The organism is Citrobacter freundii complex sp. CFNIH2 (assembly GCF_002880615.1).
Classification (GTDB): Bacteria; Pseudomonadota; Gammaproteobacteria; order Enterobacterales; family Enterobacteriaceae; genus Citrobacter_A; species Citrobacter_A amalonaticus_F.
This window is the reverse complement of sequence record NZ_CP025757.1, coordinates 5103627-5120367: the sequence shown is the minus strand read 5'-3', so window position 1 is coordinate 5120367 and position 16741 is coordinate 5103627. Positions and strand designations below refer to the sequence as shown.

Annotated in this window: 16 protein-coding genes; 6 read left to right on the top strand and 10 right to left on the bottom strand. The window is 53.7% G+C overall.

Translation table 11 applies throughout. The features are described from left to right. Positions 1-24: 24 nt before the first annotated feature. From gudD to gudP, 3 genes are read right to left on the bottom strand one after another with little or no spacing between them, the layout of a single operon-like run. On the bottom strand, positions 25-1365 hold the full coding sequence (gudD, locus tag WM46_RS25095; RefSeq protein WP_102603674.1) for a glucarate dehydratase: 1341 nt from the start codon (positions 1363-1365) through the stop codon (positions 25-27). A gap of 19 nt (positions 1366-1384) precedes the next feature. Beyond that, positions 1385-2725 (bottom strand): enolase C-terminal domain-like protein, encoded by a 1341-nt coding sequence (locus WM46_RS25090; protein WP_061075140.1) that lies wholly within the window; start codon positions 2723-2725, stop codon positions 1385-1387. Continuing rightward, positions 2722-4080 (bottom strand): galactarate/glucarate/glycerate transporter GudP, encoded by a 1359-nt coding sequence (gene gudP, locus WM46_RS25085; protein WP_061075141.1) that lies wholly within the window; start codon positions 4078-4080, stop codon positions 2722-2724. The genes WM46_RS25090 and gudP overlap by 4 nt, the downstream gene beginning before the upstream one ends. Positions 4081-4158: 78 nt before the next feature. On the opposite strand from gudP, the gene WM46_RS25080 reads away from it, so the two are divergent. Further along, positions 4159-4416, top strand: coding sequence for a hypothetical protein (locus tag WM46_RS25080; protein WP_146109659.1), 258 nt, complete (start codon positions 4159-4161; stop codon positions 4414-4416). Positions 4417-4564: 148 nt separating this feature from the next. On the opposite strand, the gene WM46_RS25075 is transcribed toward WM46_RS25080, so the two are convergent. The 4 genes from WM46_RS25075 to syd form a co-directional block, all read right to left on the bottom strand. After that, complete coding sequence (locus WM46_RS25075; protein WP_061075142.1) at positions 4565-5014, bottom strand: flavodoxin; 450 nt, start codon at positions 5012-5014, stop codon at positions 4565-4567. Between the two features lie 6 nt (positions 5015-5020). Beyond that, entirely contained in the window at positions 5021-5815 is a 795-nt protein-coding gene (truC, locus tag WM46_RS25070; RefSeq protein ID WP_102603673.1) for a tRNA pseudouridine(65) synthase TruC, read from the bottom strand. Continuing rightward, entirely contained in the window at positions 5815-6144 is a 330-nt protein-coding gene (locus WM46_RS25065) for a YqcC family protein (RefSeq protein WP_042999506.1), read from the bottom strand. Before WM46_RS25065 ends, truC begins: the two co-directional genes overlap by 1 nt. 637 nt (positions 6145-6781) lie before the next feature. After that, on the bottom strand, positions 6782-7327 hold the full coding sequence (gene syd, locus WM46_RS25060; protein WP_061075145.1) for a SecY-interacting protein: 546 nt from the start codon (positions 7325-7327) through the stop codon (positions 6782-6784). Between the two features lie 68 nt (positions 7328-7395). On the opposite strand from syd, the gene queF reads away from it, so the two are divergent. From queF to xni, 5 genes are all read left to right on the top strand, one after another. Continuing rightward, positions 7396-8244 (top strand): NADPH-dependent 7-cyano-7-deazaguanine reductase QueF, encoded by an 849-nt coding sequence (gene queF, locus WM46_RS25055; protein ID WP_102603672.1) that lies wholly within the window; start codon positions 7396-7398, stop codon positions 8242-8244. A 112-nt stretch (positions 8245-8356) separates the two neighbouring features. Continuing rightward, positions 8357-9721 carry a nucleotide 5'-monophosphate nucleosidase PpnN gene (gene ppnN / locus WM46_RS25050; protein WP_061075147.1) on the top strand — a complete coding sequence of 455 codons (1365 nt, stop codon included), beginning with the start codon at positions 8357-8359 and terminating at the stop codon, positions 9719-9721. A 507-nt stretch (positions 9722-10228) separates the two neighbouring features. Next, positions 10229-11518, top strand: a complete 1290-nt coding sequence (gene sdaC / locus WM46_RS25045; protein WP_061075148.1) for an HAAAP family serine/threonine permease SdaC — start codon at positions 10229-10231, stop codon at positions 11516-11518. A 60-nt stretch (positions 11519-11578) separates the two neighbouring features. Beyond that, entirely contained in the window at positions 11579-12946 is a 1368-nt protein-coding gene (gene sdaB / locus WM46_RS25040; protein WP_061075149.1) for an L-serine ammonia-lyase II, read from the top strand. Between the two features lie 159 nt (positions 12947-13105). Next, positions 13106-13861: a flap endonuclease Xni gene (gene xni, locus WM46_RS25035; protein WP_061075150.1), complete on the top strand. Its 756-nt coding sequence runs from the start codon at positions 13106-13108 to the stop codon at positions 13859-13861. Positions 13862-13925: 64 nt separating this feature from the next. Here xni and fucA read toward each other — a convergent pair whose 3' ends face one another. The 3 genes from fucA to WM46_RS25020 form a co-directional block, all read right to left on the bottom strand. After that, positions 13926-14573, bottom strand: coding sequence for an L-fuculose-phosphate aldolase (gene fucA, locus WM46_RS25030; RefSeq protein ID WP_044264281.1), 648 nt, complete (start codon positions 14571-14573; stop codon positions 13926-13928). Between the two features lie 57 nt (positions 14574-14630). After that, entirely contained in the window at positions 14631-15629 is a 999-nt protein-coding gene (locus WM46_RS25025; protein ID WP_042999498.1) for a LacI family DNA-binding transcriptional regulator, read from the bottom strand. Positions 15630-15770: 141 nt separating this feature from the next. Beyond that, a complete protein-coding gene (locus WM46_RS25020; protein ID WP_102603671.1) occupies positions 15771-16721 on the bottom strand; it encodes an ABC transporter substrate-binding protein in 951 nt (316 codons plus the stop codon). Between the last annotated feature and the right edge of the window lie 20 nt (positions 16722-16741).

Sequence of the window (16741 nt, the reverse complement as noted above, 5' to 3'; positions counted from 1 at the left end):
GTCCTTTGGGGACCGGTCGACATCTTAACGAACCATGCACGGACGTTTGTTATCGAACGTCCAGTTCGGGATCAAATACTGCATCCCCATCGCATCATCACGTGCGCCCAGCCCATGCTTTTGATACAGCTCGTGGGCTTTCATCACCTGGTCCATATCCAGTTCAACGCCCAGACCCGGTTTCGCCGGTACCTGCACCATACCGCCTTTAATTTCAAACGGCTCTTTGGTCAGGCGCTGGTTGCCTTCCTGCCAGATCCAGTGAGTGTCGATCGCCGTGATCTTGCCCGGCGCCGCCGCGGCCACATGGGTGAACATCGCCAACGAAACGTCAAAGTGGTTGTTGGAGTGTGAACCCCAGGTCAGACCGAACTCATGGCACATCTGCGCGACGCGCACGGAGCCCTGCATCGTCCAGAAGTGCGGGTCAGCCAGCGGAATATCCACCGACTGTAGTGACAGCGTATGGCCCATCTGACGCCAGTCGGTGGCGATCATATTGGTCGCGGTCGGCAGACCGGTGGCGCGACGGAACTCCGCCATCACCTCTCGGCCCGAGAAGCCCTGCTCGGCGCCACACGGATCTTCCGCGTAGGCCAGCGAACCTTTCAGGTATTTACCGATTTGGATCGCTTCATTCAGTGACCAGGCACCATTAGGATCCAACGTGACGCGCGCCTGTGGGAAGCGTTTTGCCAGCGCCACAATCGACTCCGCCTCCTCTTCCCCTGCCAGCACACCGCCTTTCAGTTTGAAATCGTTGAAACCATATTTTTCATACGCTGCTTCTGCCAGACGGACGACCGCGTCGGGCGTCATCGCTTCTTCATGACGCAGACGATACCAGTCGCATTGCTCATCCGGTTGGCTCTGATACGGCAGCGGTGTGGCTTTGCGGTTACCGACGAAGAACAGATAGCCGAGCATTTCTACTTCGCTACGCTGTTGACCATCGCCCAGCAGGGACGCCACGTTAACGCCCAGATGCTGTCCCAGCAGATCCAGCAGCGCAGCTTCAATCCCGGTGACCACGTGGATGGTGGTACGCAGATCGAACGTTTGCAGGCCGCGGCCGCCTGAGTCACGATCGGCAAAGGTATTGCGCACCGCATTCAGCACGTTTTTGTACTCGCCAAGTCGTTGACCCACCACCAGTGGGATCGCGTCTTCCAGCGTCTTACGGATTTTTTCGCCACCAGGGATTTCACCTACGCCAGTATGACCTGAATTATCTTTGATAATCACAATATTACGCGTGAAGAACGGGGCATGCGCACCGCTCAGGTTCATCAGCATACTGTCGTGGCCCGCAACCGGAATAACCTGCATTGCCGTAACAACAGGAGTAGTAAATTGTGCGTTCATTGTTGAGTCCTTATACAAATCAGTGACGGCCGAAAACGGGACGTTTACGGTCAAAAGTCCAGCCGGGGATCAGGTACTGCATCGGACCGGCGTCATTTCGCGCGCCGCCTGGCAGTTTTTTGTAAGCGTCATGCGCCTTCTGCACCTGATCCCAATCCAGTTCAACACCCAGTCCAGGCGCGTGGGGAACAGCAATTTTTCCGTTTTTAATCTCAAGAGGATTTTTCGTCAGGCGGCAATCGCCCTCCTGCCAGATCCAGTGCGTGTCGATGGCGGTCGGTTTACCCGGCGCTGCCGCGCCAACGTGGGTAAACATCGCCAGTGAAATATCAAAGTGGTTGTTAGAGTGGCAGCCCCAGGTCAGCCCCCAGTCGTCGCACAGCTGTGCCACACGTACCGCACCGGAAAGCGTCCAGAAATGCGGATCGGCAAGCGGGATATCGACGGCATTCAGCATCACGGCATGGCCCATTTCGCGCCAGTTAGTGGCGATCATGTTCGTCGCCACCGGCAACCCCGTGGCGCGACGGAACTCTGCCATCACTTCGCGACCAGAGAAACCCTGCTCGGCGCCACACGGATCTTCTGCATAGGTGAGCACATCGTTCAACCCTTTGCACAGCGCGATCGCCTCATCAAGCAGCCAGGCGCCGTTGGGATCAACGGTAATACGCGCATCCGGGAAACGCTTTTTCAGCGCGCGAGCGGTATCGATCTCTTGCTCGCCTGGCAGCACGCCGCCTTTGAGTTTGAAATCTTTAAAACCGTAGCGATCCTGCGAGGCTTCCGCCAGACGCACCACGGCGTCGCTGTTCAACGCTTCCTGATGGCGCAGGTGATACCAGTCGTGATTGCCCGGCGTGGTCTCCAGATAAGGCAGATCGGTTTTCGTGCGATCGCCAACGTAGAAGAGATAACCGAGCACGGTCACCGCGTCACGCTGCTTGCCTGGCCCCAACAGTTCGCAGACCGGCACGTTGAGCGCCTTGCCCAGCAGATCAAGCAGTGCGGCTTCCAGCGCGGCCACCGCATTGACGCGCAGTTCGAAAGTCCACGCGCCTTTGCCAAAGGTATCAAAGTCAGCGGCCTGATTGCCTTTGTGTACCTGCTGAACCACATTGTTCATCCGGGCCACTTCCTGACCAAGCACCATCGGGATGGCATCAACCAACGTCTGGTAGATAACCTCTCCGCCCGGCGCTTCACCGACGCCGGTGTTGCCGGCGTTGTCAGTGAGGACCACGATGTTGCGGGTAAAGTACGCGTTATGCGCGCCGCCAATATTGAGGAGCATACTGTCATGTCCGGCGACCGGAATGACCTTCATGTCCGTGATTACGGGGCTGGATTGTGTCGTCATGATAGTTGTCCTGCGACCGGTTTCAGTTCGATACGTTTAATATCCCCCACCAGCACCAGGTAGCTCAGTACCGCGATCAACGCATGCACGCCCACATAAATCAGTGCGCCGTTGAAGGAGCCGGTCGTGCCAACGATGTAGCCAATCGCAATGGGAGTCACGATGCCGGAGATGTTACCGAACATGTTGAACAGACCACCGCTCAGGCCGCTGATCTCTTTCGGCGCGGTATCAGCCATCACCGCCCAGCCCAGTGCACCGATGCCCTTACCAAAGAACGCCAGCGCCATGAAACCGATGATCATCCACTCGACGTTGACGTAGTTACAGAACACCATCACCATCGACAGCAGCATCCCCATCACGATAGGCGTTTTACGCGCAATGTTCAGTGAGCCGGTCCGACGCATCAGCCAGTCGGAGATAATGCCGCCCAGCACCCCACCGATAAATCCGCACACGGCCGGCACCGAGGCCACAAAGCCTGCTTTCAGGATCGACATACCACGAGCCTGCACCAGATAAACCGGGAACCAGGTGATAAAGAAGTAGGTCAGCGCGTTAATGCAGTACTGGCCGATATACACGCCGATCATCATACGGGAGCCCAGCAACTGCTTGATCTGCCCCCACTTCACGCTAAACGGCACTTTGGCTTTGGTGTCTTTCTGATCCATGTTGATCAGCGCACCGCCTTCTGCAATGTATTCCAGCTCTTTCTTGTTCACGCCCGGATGTTGGTTTGGCTCGTGGATCACTTTCAACCAGATAAAGCTGATGACAATCCCGAGGCCGCCCATAAAGAAGAACACATGCGACCAACCCACTTCGTGCGTCAGCCAGCCCATGATTGGGGCAAAAATAACGGTGGCAAAGTACTGCGCAGAGTTAAAGATCGCGACCGCCGTTCCCCTCTCCTGTGCCGGGAACCAGGCCGCGACGATGCGACTGTTGCCGGGGAAGGACGGCGCTTCCGCCAGACCGACGAGGAAGCGCAAGGTAAACAGCGCGACGATAATGCCGAATCCGCTGAAGATATCGACGAAGCCCTGTAACAGGGTAAACATGGACCAGATGAAGATGGACCAGAAGTAAACGCGTTTGGAACCAAAACGGTCCAGCAGCCAGCCGCCCGGGATCTGCCCGATGACGTAGGCCCATGAGAACGCAGAGAAAACGTAACCCATACCGACCGGATCCAGACCAATATCTTTGGCCATCTCCGAACCGGCAATGGATAAGGTGGCGCGGTCGCCATAGTTGAAGGAGGTGACGATAAACAACATCACCACTATCCAGTAGCGGGCATTGGTGCGTTTTTCCGCACCGCTCGCAGCCTGACTTAATGAACTCATTGTTGCACTCCTGAATTATCGCGTTAGTCACGCTCACTCTGAACAGCACAACTGGTAGGGGATCAGAGGTGACGTTTCGTGTTTTTTATTGCAGCTTTTATTAGGTCGTTCGCCTTGCTAACTGCATTTTTTTATAACTGGCAGGAGAAGTATAAAAAGCAGCCGGTTCTTGCTCACCGTGCAAGAACCCAACATTTAGGCAACGTATCACTTATGTTTATGGCAAAAGCCCAGGGTGATGGAAGCGACTTCACGGAAATGAAAACATATAACGGAAATCGCGCGGGGCTTACGTGGAAAAGGCAGGAGTGTGAAACAGGTCGCTTGACCCTATGAAAACGCCCCTAAAAACCCTTCAGTATTGAGGGTTTTTAGGGGCGTTTGCCCGAAGCTAACTCGATTCAGTATTGGGTAGAATAGCGTCAGGTTGTTCCCGTGCCTGGCGCCACAAGGGAGCCCCTCCCGGTAGGGGGAGGGTTAACTCTCAGGGTAAGAGCGTGCCCCAATGTTCAACCCAGGGATTGGATTCGCTTTCGGGTTCCGGATGTTCACTGGCATCAATCAGCAACATTTCCCCCACGCGCTGTGCGCTTTGCTCCTGTAACAGGGCATCAAACTGTTTACCGCCGTTGCAGAAATTAACGTAGCTGCTGTCGCCCAACGCAATCACGCCGTAACGCAGATTGGGCTGGAAACCCAGTTGGTCTTTGATTCCCTGAAACAGCGGCACAATGCTGTCAGGTAAATCGCCTTGCCCGGTCGTGGAGGTGACCACCAGCGCGATTTTGTCCTGATATTCCTGCCAGTCCGTCAGTTCAGGATCTTCAAAAACGGTTGCTTTGTGCCCCTGGGCCGTCAGGATCGCTTCGGCCTCTTCGGCCACCAGCAGCGCGTTACCATACATTGTCCCGACAAAAATCCCGATTTCCGCCATGCTTAATTACTCCCTGAATGAAGAACGTATGCTTTCATCCTGACCTGCCGGCTCACTTAACTCAACCCTTTCATTATCAGGGAGAAGTCCCTGCCAGCCAAACTGTGATAGCGCCTGCATCCAGACCGTATCCAGCCCGGCATGAATCGTCAACGGTTCACCGGTAAACGGATGGGTCAGCGAAAGCTGGCTGGCATGCAGCATCAGTCGGTTGCAGCCAAAATATTCCGCCGCGCTGCGGTTCTGCCGCAAATCGCCATGCTTGCTGTCGCCAATAATCGGATGGCGCAGGTGCGCCAGATGACGTCTGAGCTGATGCTTGCGCCCCGTTTGCGGATCCAGTTCCACCAGACCGTAACGCGTCGTCGGATAACGCCCGGTCGCTACTGGCATTTCAACGGTGGCGAGGCCACGGTAATGGGTTACCGCTGGCTGTGGGTCCTTGTTTTCACGGGCAAACTTATCGGCGATTTTATCCAGTTCTTCCACCAGCGGATAATCGAGTACCGCCTCCTCCATTAGCCAGCCACGGACAATGGCGTGATAGCGCTTATGGATCTGGTGTTGCTCAAACTGCTGCGCGAGACGGCGTCCGGCTTCACTGGATAACCCCATCAGCAGGACGCCGGATGTTGGTCTGTCAAGGCGATGCGCGGTAAACACATGCTGACCAATCTGGTCACGCACGGTCTGCATCACCACCACTTTTTCGTCGCGATCCAGCCAACTGCGGTGCACCAGCCAGCCGGAGGGCTTGTTGACCGCAACCAGCCATTCATCCTGATACAGAATCTCCAGCATCAGGATTTATCTTGCGCGAAAAGCGCATCCAGCGCCTGTAACGCCTCCAGCAGAATTTCGCGCTGCGGATGATCGGCGGTCAGCGCCATTTCATAATAAGGCGCGACGGCAAACGCCTCGGGCAGCGGTTGCGCACTGTCCAGTAGAGCATGCATGCGGGGGATCAGGACCCATTGCAGCCACTCAATTGGCTCCATCGTATCCATACAAAACGGTTGAGTGCTGGTAAACAGGTGGGCTTCGGGTTCATCCATCCGCCAGTGTTGATGCTCACGCAGCAGCGCTTCAAGTGCATGAAGCTGCTGACGCACACGGTCATGAGTCGTCATGAAAGTCCCCTCAATGATGAAAAATCTGGCGCGAAGGATACCACCAGTAAAATAAGAAACAAAAAAAGGGAGCACTGTAAAAACAGTGCTCCCGGTTCGTTTCGCAGCATTCCGGCTACTTTTCGTGCTCCCTGCTCATCCGTGACAACTTTTCCTCTGGTCTTGCGACCTGTTGTTCATCCTGAACATTTTGCATCCTGCTCACACCACCCCGATGTGAATACTTCATCCTGAAGCGTCCTGGCCATCCTGACCCACCGACTATCCTGACCGGCTCTCGTTCTCCTTCCTGGAGGTGTCCTTTAACGCATTCCCGCGTTGTCCTCTTCACTTCATCCTGAAGCCTTTCCTTGTATCACCGTCCTGGTGTGTCCTACTGAAGTGTCATCATCCTGATGTTCACTTCGTTGTGCGACTCCCTGTCGACGTACATAGAATCGCCTTTTTCACGCCGTCTTACAAGACACTTACAGGCAATGCCTTAAGGAAAATTTCATATGAAAGTTGACAGAAAATCATTAACTTGATGATTTATTTGGTTATTAGCTATTTTTACTTCGCGATGTCTTCATTTACTACCTGGCGATCTCCTACAGGGCTTGTAAGAGATCTCTCACATATTCATAGGTGAAATGGATTACAGAAGGGGATTAAGGTGCGTAAGGAAATCCGCAAGAGAAGGCGCCAGAACGGAACGTTTACGGGTTCCCAGCGTTTCTTTGATCACTTCCCCCGACAGATTGCAGAGCGAAATGACCTCCAGTTCATTGTCCAGTGTGGCAATAAAAAGGGTCGGCGACAGTTTCAAACGTTTCTGCGTCACCAGATGACCAATCAGGTTCTCCTGAACCCGCCTGAAATCATCAGCGCTCCAGGTCTGCAACAGCGTCAGCGTTTCGCTGCCTGACTGCGCGCGCATATCCCCGGCAAACTGCGTGGTATAAAATGCGTGAAGCGCAGGTTGTACCACAATATCGAAGGCGCGTTCAACCGCGTTTACATTCTGTTCACCTTCAAACGGCTGCGGTTGCCAGTACACGGCATCACGGGTAGTCGAGATAATGCAGGGAGAAGGCACGCCATACAGCTCTTCGCTCATCGGCCAACTGTCGTTCTTTGCATGCCATGCGTCACAGTAACGCGTCGTAAAATCCTTCAGGGCCAAAGCTGTCTGTTCGTCCACCGGTTTCTCTCTTCATAAAAGCCAGGATACACTTGGCGCATAGTGTATCTGGTTTATGACGGTGAAACATGTCTTCTTATGAAAACCATCAGGCTCTTGATGGCCTGACGCTCGGTAAATCAACGGATTACCGGGATATTTACGACCCCAGCCTGCTACAGGGCGTGCCACGCAGTCTGAATCGCGACCCGCTGGGACTAAAAGCTGACAGTCTGCCGTTTCACGGCACCGATATCTGGACGCTGTATGAGCTGTCATGGCTGAATGCCAGGGGATTACCACAGGTGGCGGTGGGTCACGTGGAACTGGATTACACCAGCCTCAATCTGATTGAATCCAAAAGCTTTAAGCTGTACCTGAACAGCTTTAACCAGACGCGATTTTACTCCTGGGAAGCGGTGAAACAGACGCTGGAAAACGATCTGTGCGCCTGCGCCGAAGGGAAGGTGACCGTTGCGCTATACCGTCTCGATGAACTGGAAGGACAGCCGGTTGCGCATTTTCACGGCACCTGCATTGATGAGCAAGATATCGATATCGACAGCTACCAGTTCACCACCGATTATCTGCAATCCGCCACCAGCGGTGAAAAAGTGGTAGAAGAGACGCTGGTGAGTCATCTGCTGAAATCAAACTGTCTGATCACCCATCAGCCGGACTGGGGCTCCATACAAATTCAGTATCGCGGACGCAAGATCGATCGCGAAAAGCTGCTCCGTTATCTGGTCTCTTTCCGCCACCATAACGAGTTCCACGAGCAGTGTGTGGAACGCATTTTCAACGACCTGTTACGCTTCTGTCAGCCGGAAAAACTGAGCGTTTATGCACGCTATACGCGCCGTGGTGGTCTGGATATCAACCCATGGCGGAGCAACACCGACTTCGTTCCAGCGACCGGCAGATTAGTTCGACAGTGAATTATTTCACAATTTTGCGGGTCGGATTCCACGCGCAAGGTTGTGAAAGGTCATAAGCCAGGGCTATTGTAATCTACAGGGAATGACGTTTTGCGTCCCATAAGGAGTTTACTTGATTACACATATTAGCCCACTTGGCTCAATGGACATGTTGTCGCAGCTGGAAGTCGATATGCTTAAACGCACGGCCAGCAGCGACCTGTATCAACTGTTTCGTAACTGTTCGCTTGCCGTTTTAAACTCCGGCAGTCTGACTGACAACAGCAAAGAACTGCTGTCCCGCTTTGAAAGTTTCGACATTAACGTGCTGCGCCGCGAGCGCGGCGTGAAGCTGGAACTGATCAACCCGCCAGAAGATGCCTTCGTCGATGGCCGTATCATCCGCGCACTGCAGGCGAACCTGTTTGCCGTGCTGCGCGATATTCTGTTTGTTAATGGGCAGATTCATAACGCGGGTCGTTTCCAGCATCTGGATCTCGAAAGCTCCGTGCACATTACTAACCTGGTGTTCTCTATTTTACGTAATGCCAGAGCGCTGCACGTGGGCGAAGCGCCAAACATGGTTGTCTGCTGGGGCGGCCACTCCATTAATGAAAACGAATACCTGTACGCCCGACGCGTCGGGACGCAGTTAGGCCTGCGCGAGCTGAACATCTGTACCGGTTGCGGACCTGGCGCGATGGAAGCGCCGATGAAAGGCGCAGCGGTGGGCCATGCTCAGCAGCGTTATAAAGACAGCCGTTTTATTGGGATGACTGAGCCGTCGATTATCGCCGCAGAACCACCGAACCCGCTGGTTAACGAACTGATCATTATGCCGGACATTGAAAAACGTCTGGAAGCCTTCGTGCGTATCGCCCACGGCATTATCATCTTCCCGGGCGGTGTTGGTACGGCGGAAGAGTTACTGTATCTGTTGGGGATCCTGATGAACCCGGCGAACAAAGATCAGGTTCTGCCGCTCATCCTCACCGGCCCGAAAGAGAGCGCCGACTACTTCCGCGTGCTGGATGAGTTCATCGTGCATACGCTGGGAGACGCCGCGCGCGCGCATTACCGCATTATCATTGATGACGCGGCAGAAGTGGCGCGCCTGATGAAAAAAGCGATGCCGCTGGTGAAAGAGAATCGTCGTGATACCGGTGACGCCTACAGCTTCAACTGGTCGATTCGTATCACGCCGGATCTGCAAATGCCGTTCGAACCGTCCCACGAGAACATGGCCAACCTGAAGCTGTACCCTGACCAACCGGTTGAAGTCCTGGCGGCGGACCTGCGTCGCGCCTTCTCCGGCATTGTGGCGGGTAACGTTAAGGAAGTGGGTATCCGCGCCATTGAAGAGTTTGGGCCATACAAAATCCACGGCGACAGTGAAATGATGCGTCGCATGGACGATCTCCTGCAAGGTTTTGTCGCGCAGCACCGTATGAAGCTGCCTGGCACCGCCTATATCCCCTGCTACGAAATTTGCGCCTGACGCGAAAAGCGTTTAACGGACCGGGAGCGGCTGATGGCCCTTCCGGTTTTTTTATAATTACCAAAGAGATAACACGCTCACTTTATTAAGCCTGCTAATACATCATACAAAAAATATCGCCACGCAAACGATTACCTCGCTAATGCAACCGCGTTTTATCATCCAGAATTTAAATTAGTCACCACAAACCACTATAAAGATCGCTTTTTACAACGTAACCTCCGCATCTTTCTGGCAATCCTTTCTGTCAATATGTTGTTAATGCTAGCCTTCGCACGCGTAAATTCGCTGTGATGATTTTTTAACAGACTAATGATCCAAACATATCCACATTAGAAGTGGATTATTGCATTTGGGATCGCGATCACTGATAGATTCATTAGTTAAATGTATCTTTCTGCCCGCAAATTACTACGGTTAAAAATTTTATAAAAATCGTCACTGCAAGAATTTCGTTTTACGGTCAGGAACATTTTCCTGATTTTTAGCTTCCTCCAGGAGAAATAGATGGAAACCATTCAAACCAGCACAATTGCTTCGACTGAATCACGAAGCGCATGGCGCAAGACCGATACCATGTGGATGCTGGGCCTTTATGGCACGGCTATCGGTGCGGGCGTATTGTTCCTGCCAATCAACGCAGGTGTCGGTGGGATGATCCCGCTGATCATTATGGCAATTATCGCTTTCCCGATGACCTTCTTCGCCCACCGTGGCCTGACTCGCTTTGTGCTGTCCGGCAAAAATCCGGGTGAAGACATTACAGAAGTGGTTGAAGAGCACTTTGGTATCGGCGCGGGTAAACTGATTACCCTGCTGTACTTCTTCGCGATTTACCCGATTCTGTTGGTTTACAGCGTCGCGATTACTAACACGGTTGAGAGCTTCCTGACTCACCAGTTAGCCATCACCCCGCCACCGCGTGCGATCCTGTCGCTGATCCTGATTGTCGGGATGATGACTATCGTTCGCTTCGGTGAGCAGATGATCGTGAAGGCGATGAGCATCCTGGTGTTCCCGTTCGTTGCCGCGCTGATGCTGCTGGCACTGTACCTGATCCCACAGTGGAGCGGAGCCGCGCTGGAAACCCTGTCCTTTGACTCTGCGGCTACGACCGGCAACGGTCTGTGGATGACCCTGTGGCTGGCAATTCCGGTAATGGTGTTCTCTTTCAACCACTCTCCGATTATCTCCTCCTTCGCAGTGGCGAAGCGTGAAGAGTACGGCGACGCGGCAGAGAAAAAATGCTCGAAGATTCTGGCATTCGCTCACATCATGATGGTGCTGACGGTCATGTTCTTCGTCTTCAGTTGCGTACTGAGCCTGACGCCAGCAGACCTGGCGGCAGCGAAAGATCAGAACATCTCGATTCTGTCTTACCTGGCGAACCACTTTAACGCGCCGGTCATCGCCTGGATGGCACCGATCATCGCGATGATTGCTATCACCAAATCCTTCCTCGGCCACTACCTGGGCGCGCGTGAAGGTTTCAACGGGATGGTCATCAAGTCTCTGCGCGGTAAAGGCAAGTCTATCGAAATCAACAAACTGAACCGCATCACTGCGCTGTTCATGCTGGTAACGACCTGGATTGTCGCCACCCTGAACCCGAGCATCCTCGGTATGATTGAAACCCTGGGCGGTCCAATCATCGCGATGATCCTGTTCCTGATGCCGATGTACGCCATCCAGAAAGTACCGGCAATGCGTAAATACAGCGGTCACATCAGCAACGTGTTTGTTGTCGTGATGGGTCTGATTGCTATCTCCGCGATTTTCTACTCCCTGTTCAGCTAAGTTGTTTAGCGCCGCTTTCGGGCGGCGCTTCCTCCCTGATATAACCGCAATGGATGCCCTATGATTAGCGTATTCGATATTTTCAAAATCGGCATTGGCCCTTCCAGTTCACATACCGTTGGACCAATGAAAGCAGGCAAACAATTCACGGATGATCTGATTGCCCGCCATATTCTGACGGATGTCACCCGCGTGGTGGTGGATGTGTATGGCTCCCTGTCGCTGACGGGTAAAGGCCACCACACCGATATCGCGATTATCATGGGTCTGGCGGGAAATCTGCCGGATACCGTCGACATCGATGCCATCCCGAGCTTTATCCAGGACGTCAACACCCACGGGCGACTGCTGCTGGCGAACGGTCAGCATGAGGTCGAGTTCCCGGTTGATAAGTGCATGAATTTCCATGCCGATAACCTGTCTCTGCACGAGAACGGGATGCGTATCACCGCGCTGGCGGGCGATAACGTCCTCTACAGCCAGACTTACTACTCCATTGGCGGTGGTTTCATCGTTGATGAAGAGCATTTCGGTTTACCGAACAGTGCGCCGGTCAACGTACCGTATCCGTACAAATCGGCTGCCGATTTGCAAAAACACTGCCAGGAAACCGGGCTTTCCCTTTCCGGCCTGATGATGCAAAACGAGCTGGCATTGCACAGCAAAGAAGAGCTGGAACAGCACTTTGCCAACGTCTGGGAAGTCATGCGCGGCGGCATTGAGCGCGGCATCACCACCGAAGGCGTCCTGCCAGGAAAACTACGCGTCCCCCGCCGTGCGGCGGCGCTACGTCGTATGCTGGTGAGCAGCGACAAAACCACCACCGATCCGATGGCGGTCGTTGACTGGATCAACATGTTCGCTCTGGCGGTAAACGAAGAGAACGCCGCTGGCGGACGCGTGGTTACTGCGCCGACGAACGGTGCCTGTGGTATCGTGCCGGCCGTGCTCGCCTACTACGACAAATTCATCCGTGAAGTGAACGCTAACTCGCTGGCACGCTACATGCTGGTCGCCAGTGCGATTGGCTCACTGTACAAGATGAATGCCTCCATTTCCGGCGCGGAAGTGGGCTGTCAGGGTGAAGTCGGCGTAGCCTGTTCGATGGCGGCGGCCGGTCTGGCTGAGCTGCTGGGCGGCAGCCCGATGCAGGTGTGCATTGCTGCGGAAATCGGTATGGAACACAACCTCGGTCTGACCTGCGATCCGGTCGCTGGACAGGTTCAGGTACCGTGCATTGAGCGTAACGCCATTGCGTCCGTCAAGGCGGTCAACGCGGCACGTATGGCCCTGCGTCGTACCAGCGAACCGCGCGTTTGCCTCGATAAAGTCATCGAAACCATGTACGAAACCGGTAAAGACATGAACGCCAAGTACCGCGAAACCTCTCGCGGCGGCCTGGCCATGAAGATCGTCACCTGCGATTAAGACCGTTCTGTAGGCCGGATAAGGCGTTTACGTCGTTATCCGGCTTTTTTGCCTGATAGGGTGACGCTTATCAGTCCTACGGATGTCGCCGTCTCGGCAACACTCGCCTCATTTCGTCCCGAATGTTACCCTACACGCTGACTGGTAAGGGAGAACACCGTGGCTGTCCATCTGCTCATCGTCGACGCGCTCAATTTAATTCGCCGGATCCACGCCGTTCAGGGTTCTCCCTGTGTGGAGACCTGTCTGCACGCGCTTGACCAGCTGATTGTCCACAGCCAGCCCACCCACGCCGTGGCGGTGTTTGATGATGAAGCACGTAACAGCGGATGGCGTCACCAGCGTCTTCCGGACTACAAAGCCGGTCGTCCACCGATGCCGGATGAACTGCACAATGAGATGCCCGCCCTGCGCGCGGCTTTTGAACAGCGAGGCGTCGCGTGTTGGGTGTCGAGCGGTAATGAAGCCGATGATTTGGCGGCAACCCTGGCGGTAAAAGTCGCGCAAGCGGGCCACCAGGCGACTATCGTGTCAACGGACAAAGGCTATTGCCAGTTGCTCTCCCCGACTTTACGCATTCGCGATTACTTTCAGAAACGCTGGCTGGATGCGCCATTCATTGAAAAAGAGTTTGGCGTTCAACCGCAGCAGTTGCCGGATTACTGGGGACTGGCGGGGATCAGCAGTTCAAAAGTACCCGGCGTCGCCGGTATTGGTCCGAAAAGCGCCACCCAACTGTTGGTACAGTTTCAGACGCTGGAAGGTCTCTACGCACATCTGGATGACGTGCCGGAAAAATGGCGCAAGAAGCTGGAGGCTCACCAGGAGATGGCATTCTTATGCCGTGATATCGCACGGTTACAAACCGATTTGCAGCTTGACGGGAACCTGCAACAGTTGCGTCTGGCACGGTAGAATTGCGGGCCGGATGGCGCAGACCGTCCGACCCGGCACACAAACTGCGACGGTTCTCCGCCACTTATTCTTCGATACGTAATCCGTAGGTTTTAAACTTCTCGAGCACTACGGCTATCTCTTCATCGGATAACACCGGCACCGGATCCATCACCGCCAGCGTCTTCATATAGAGTTGCGCCAACACTTCCACCTCGTGCGCCAGCCACAGCGCCTTTTGCAGGTTCTCCTCGCAGGCAATTAAACCGTGGTGTTGCAGCAGCGTGGCTTTGCGATTTTTCAGCGCCACGACCACGTGTTCTGAGAGTTCGCGGGTGCCGAAAGTGGCGTAGGGCGCACAGGGAATGGAATTCCCTCCCGCCGCCGCAATCATATAGTGGATGGCCGGGATCGGCCGGTTGAGAATAGATACCGCGGTACAATGAATGGCGTGGTTATGCACAACGGCATTTGCCTCCGGGCGAGTCTGATAAGCCGCCAGATGAAAACGCCATTCGCTGGACGGTAATTTCCCCTCTTCGTATTTGCCGTCGTTATCCACGTAGACAATCATCTGTTCGGTCATTCGTTCATAAGGAATGCCGCTCGGGGTAATCAACATACCGTCCTGATAACGCGCGCTCACATTTCCCGCCGTCCCCTGGTTTAAACCCAGGCGCGTCATTTCAAGACAGGTTTCAATAATTTCTCGAGATAAACGAGTTCTTTCCATCTCAGTTCTCCGGGGTACTCGGTTCAATGACTGATAACACTCTTTTTGTCGCGCGTATTATTTTTGTCTTAAGCGCTTAATTAATTTCATTTCAACTTTTACCGTCTCATGAACAGGGCGATCTTCGATGGCGTTGAGCATCATAGTGAACGCTTTTTCCGCCCAGGCGTTCTCATCCTGCTGCATTGACCACACGTTATTGGACAGGAATCCCAGCATCGGGTGTTCGTCAAACGTACCGATATTGATCTCGGGCGGAATGACGCCAAAACGGTCGCGAATGGCTCTTACCGCCCCTTCCAGCACCGGTAATGACGAGGCGATAAACGCCTGCGGACATCCTGCTTCGTCGATCAAAGCCTGCATGATCTGGTATCCCCCTTCCGGGGTGTTCACCGGCCCTTCGCGCACCCAGTCACGATGATGAATCCCTTTTTTACTGAGCGCATTCAGGTAACCCGTCAGACGGTCGCTGATACTGGGCAAACCGGTATCACCCACCAGAAACCAGACCGGTAACTTTTCAGCATCCAGCAAACTTTGGGTTAAGTGTTCACCGCCTGAAATATTGTGACTTTCCACCAGCGCGTTATCCGTGTATTTAAAATCACGGTCCAGCAATACCATCGGTTTTCTCACCTGACGTAAATGATGCTGCTGGTTTTCTAACGTTGACGGGACAATAAAAAGACCGTCCACATTACGGGCAATTAACGCCTTGGTGATTTTGTTTTCGTAATCGACATCATCATAGGTACAGCTAATCATCAGTTGATAACCGGATCGACGACAGCGCTGCTCAAGTTTCTCTGCCAGTGTGGCAAAGAAGACGTTAGAAATATTGGGAACAATCAGGCCAAGCGTATCCGTTTTATTCAGCTTCAGACTGCGGGCGGAATGGTTAATCACATAACCATATCGCTCAACATATTCATTAATACGCGTTTGCGTTTTGAGGCTGATTCGATACTGTTCAGCTTTTCCGTTTAGCACCAGTCTCACGGTTGTCACCGATAAATTCAGGTCGCTGGCTATCTGTTCTACTGTTTTAGCCATGTATGTGCCCCAGTCACCGTCCAAGCGTCAATTGACAATCATAAAAGCATTTTACACTTTTGTCTTACCGCATCAGTCGGTTAAGCGCACGCCGTTGATCTCACCAGGTAAGCAGGGGCGAAGACACCGCCCCCTGCCGGTTTATTTCTTGCCGAAAGGATGTAACAGCTTGTCTATTTCCGGCGTATTGATGTTCTGGGCGCTCACAAATTTCACCGGGATATCGATCTCTTTCGCGACCGTTTGCCCGGACAACGCCGCATTCAGGGTTTTAATCCCCTGGTAACCAATCTGATAAGCGTCCTGGACGACAAAGCCCTGGATCACGCCGGTGTTCAGGAAGTGAATAATCGCTTCGGTACTGTCGAAACCAATGACTTTCACCTTCCCTTTCAGATTCTGGCTGTCGATGGCGTTGGCGACGCCCAGCGTTGAGCCCTCATTGGTGCCATAGATCCCCGCCAGATCGGGGTTGGCCTGAATCATATCAATAGTCTTATCCATCGCTTTTTGCGGATCGCCATCACTGTACTGCACGGGCAGCACCTTGATATCCGGATACGTTTCCTTCATGCGGGCAATGAACCCTTCCGAGCGTTCAATCGCGGATGACGTCCCGGCGACGTGAGCGATAATGCCGACTTTACCTTTATTGTTCACCTGCGCGGCCAGCGCATCCGCCGCTTCAGCGCCAGCTTTACGGTTATTGGTCGCCACGAAGCTAACCGGAATATCCGAGTTCACGCCGGAGTCAAAGGTGACAACCTTAATGCCACGCGAATTCGCCGTTTCCACCAGCGGAGCAAGCGCATTGGCATCCAGCGCCGCCAGCAGCAGGCCGTTCGGCTTTTGCGCCATGGCGTTTTCAACCAACTGAATTTGTTCCGCAATCTGGGTTTCGTCCGCAGGTCCGACATAGCTGGTTTTATCGCCCAGCTCTTTCGCCGCCGCTTCCGTCCCCATTTTCACGGTTTGCCAGAATTCATGCTGGAAACCTTTACTGATGACCGGAAGGTTCAAATCTTTCGCTAACGCACTGGAAGTGATGCACGCCAGCAGGGATAACGCATAGACAAAATGCCTGGTTTTCATTGTTGTACTCCGTTGTGAGT

Excerpts from the sequence above, each read along its gene's own strand:
- gudP (WP_061075141.1), bottom strand. The coding sequence starts at position 4,080 with ATGAGTTCATTAAGTCAGGCTGCGAGCGGTGCGGAAAAACGCACCAAT.
- queF (WP_102603672.1), top strand. The coding sequence starts at position 7,396 with ATGTCTTCTTATGAAAACCATCAGGCTCTTGATGGCCTGACGCTCGGT.
- sdaC (WP_061075148.1), top strand. The coding sequence starts at position 10,229 with ATGGAAACCATTCAAACCAGCACAATTGCTTCGACTGAATCACGAAGC.
- truC (WP_102603673.1), bottom strand. The coding sequence starts at position 5,815 with ATGCTGGAGATTCTGTATCAGGATGAATGGCTGGTTGCGGTCAACAAG.
- sdaB (WP_061075149.1), top strand. The coding sequence starts at position 11,579 with ATGATTAGCGTATTCGATATTTTCAAAATCGGCATTGGCCCTTCCAGT.
- WM46_RS25020 (WP_102603671.1), bottom strand. The coding sequence starts at position 16,721 with ATGAAAACCAGGCATTTTGTCTATGCGTTATCCCTGCTGGCGTGCATC.
- gudD (WP_102603674.1), bottom strand. The coding sequence starts at position 1,365 with ATGAACGCACAATTTACTACTCCTGTTGTTACGGCAATGCAGGTTATT.
- WM46_RS25090 (WP_061075140.1), bottom strand. The coding sequence starts at position 2,725 with ATGACGACACAATCCAGCCCCGTAATCACGGACATGAAGGTCATTCCG.
- WM46_RS25075 (WP_061075142.1), bottom strand. The coding sequence starts at position 5,014 with ATGGCGGAAATCGGGATTTTTGTCGGGACAATGTATGGTAACGCGCTG.
- WM46_RS25065 (WP_042999506.1), bottom strand. The coding sequence starts at position 6,144 with ATGACGACTCATGACCGTGTGCGTCAGCAGCTTCATGCACTTGAAGCG.
- fucA (WP_044264281.1), bottom strand. The coding sequence starts at position 14,573 with ATGGAAAGAACTCGTTTATCTCGAGAAATTATTGAAACCTGTCTTGAA.
- WM46_RS25025 (WP_042999498.1), bottom strand. The coding sequence starts at position 15,629 with ATGGCTAAAACAGTAGAACAGATAGCCAGCGACCTGAATTTATCGGTG.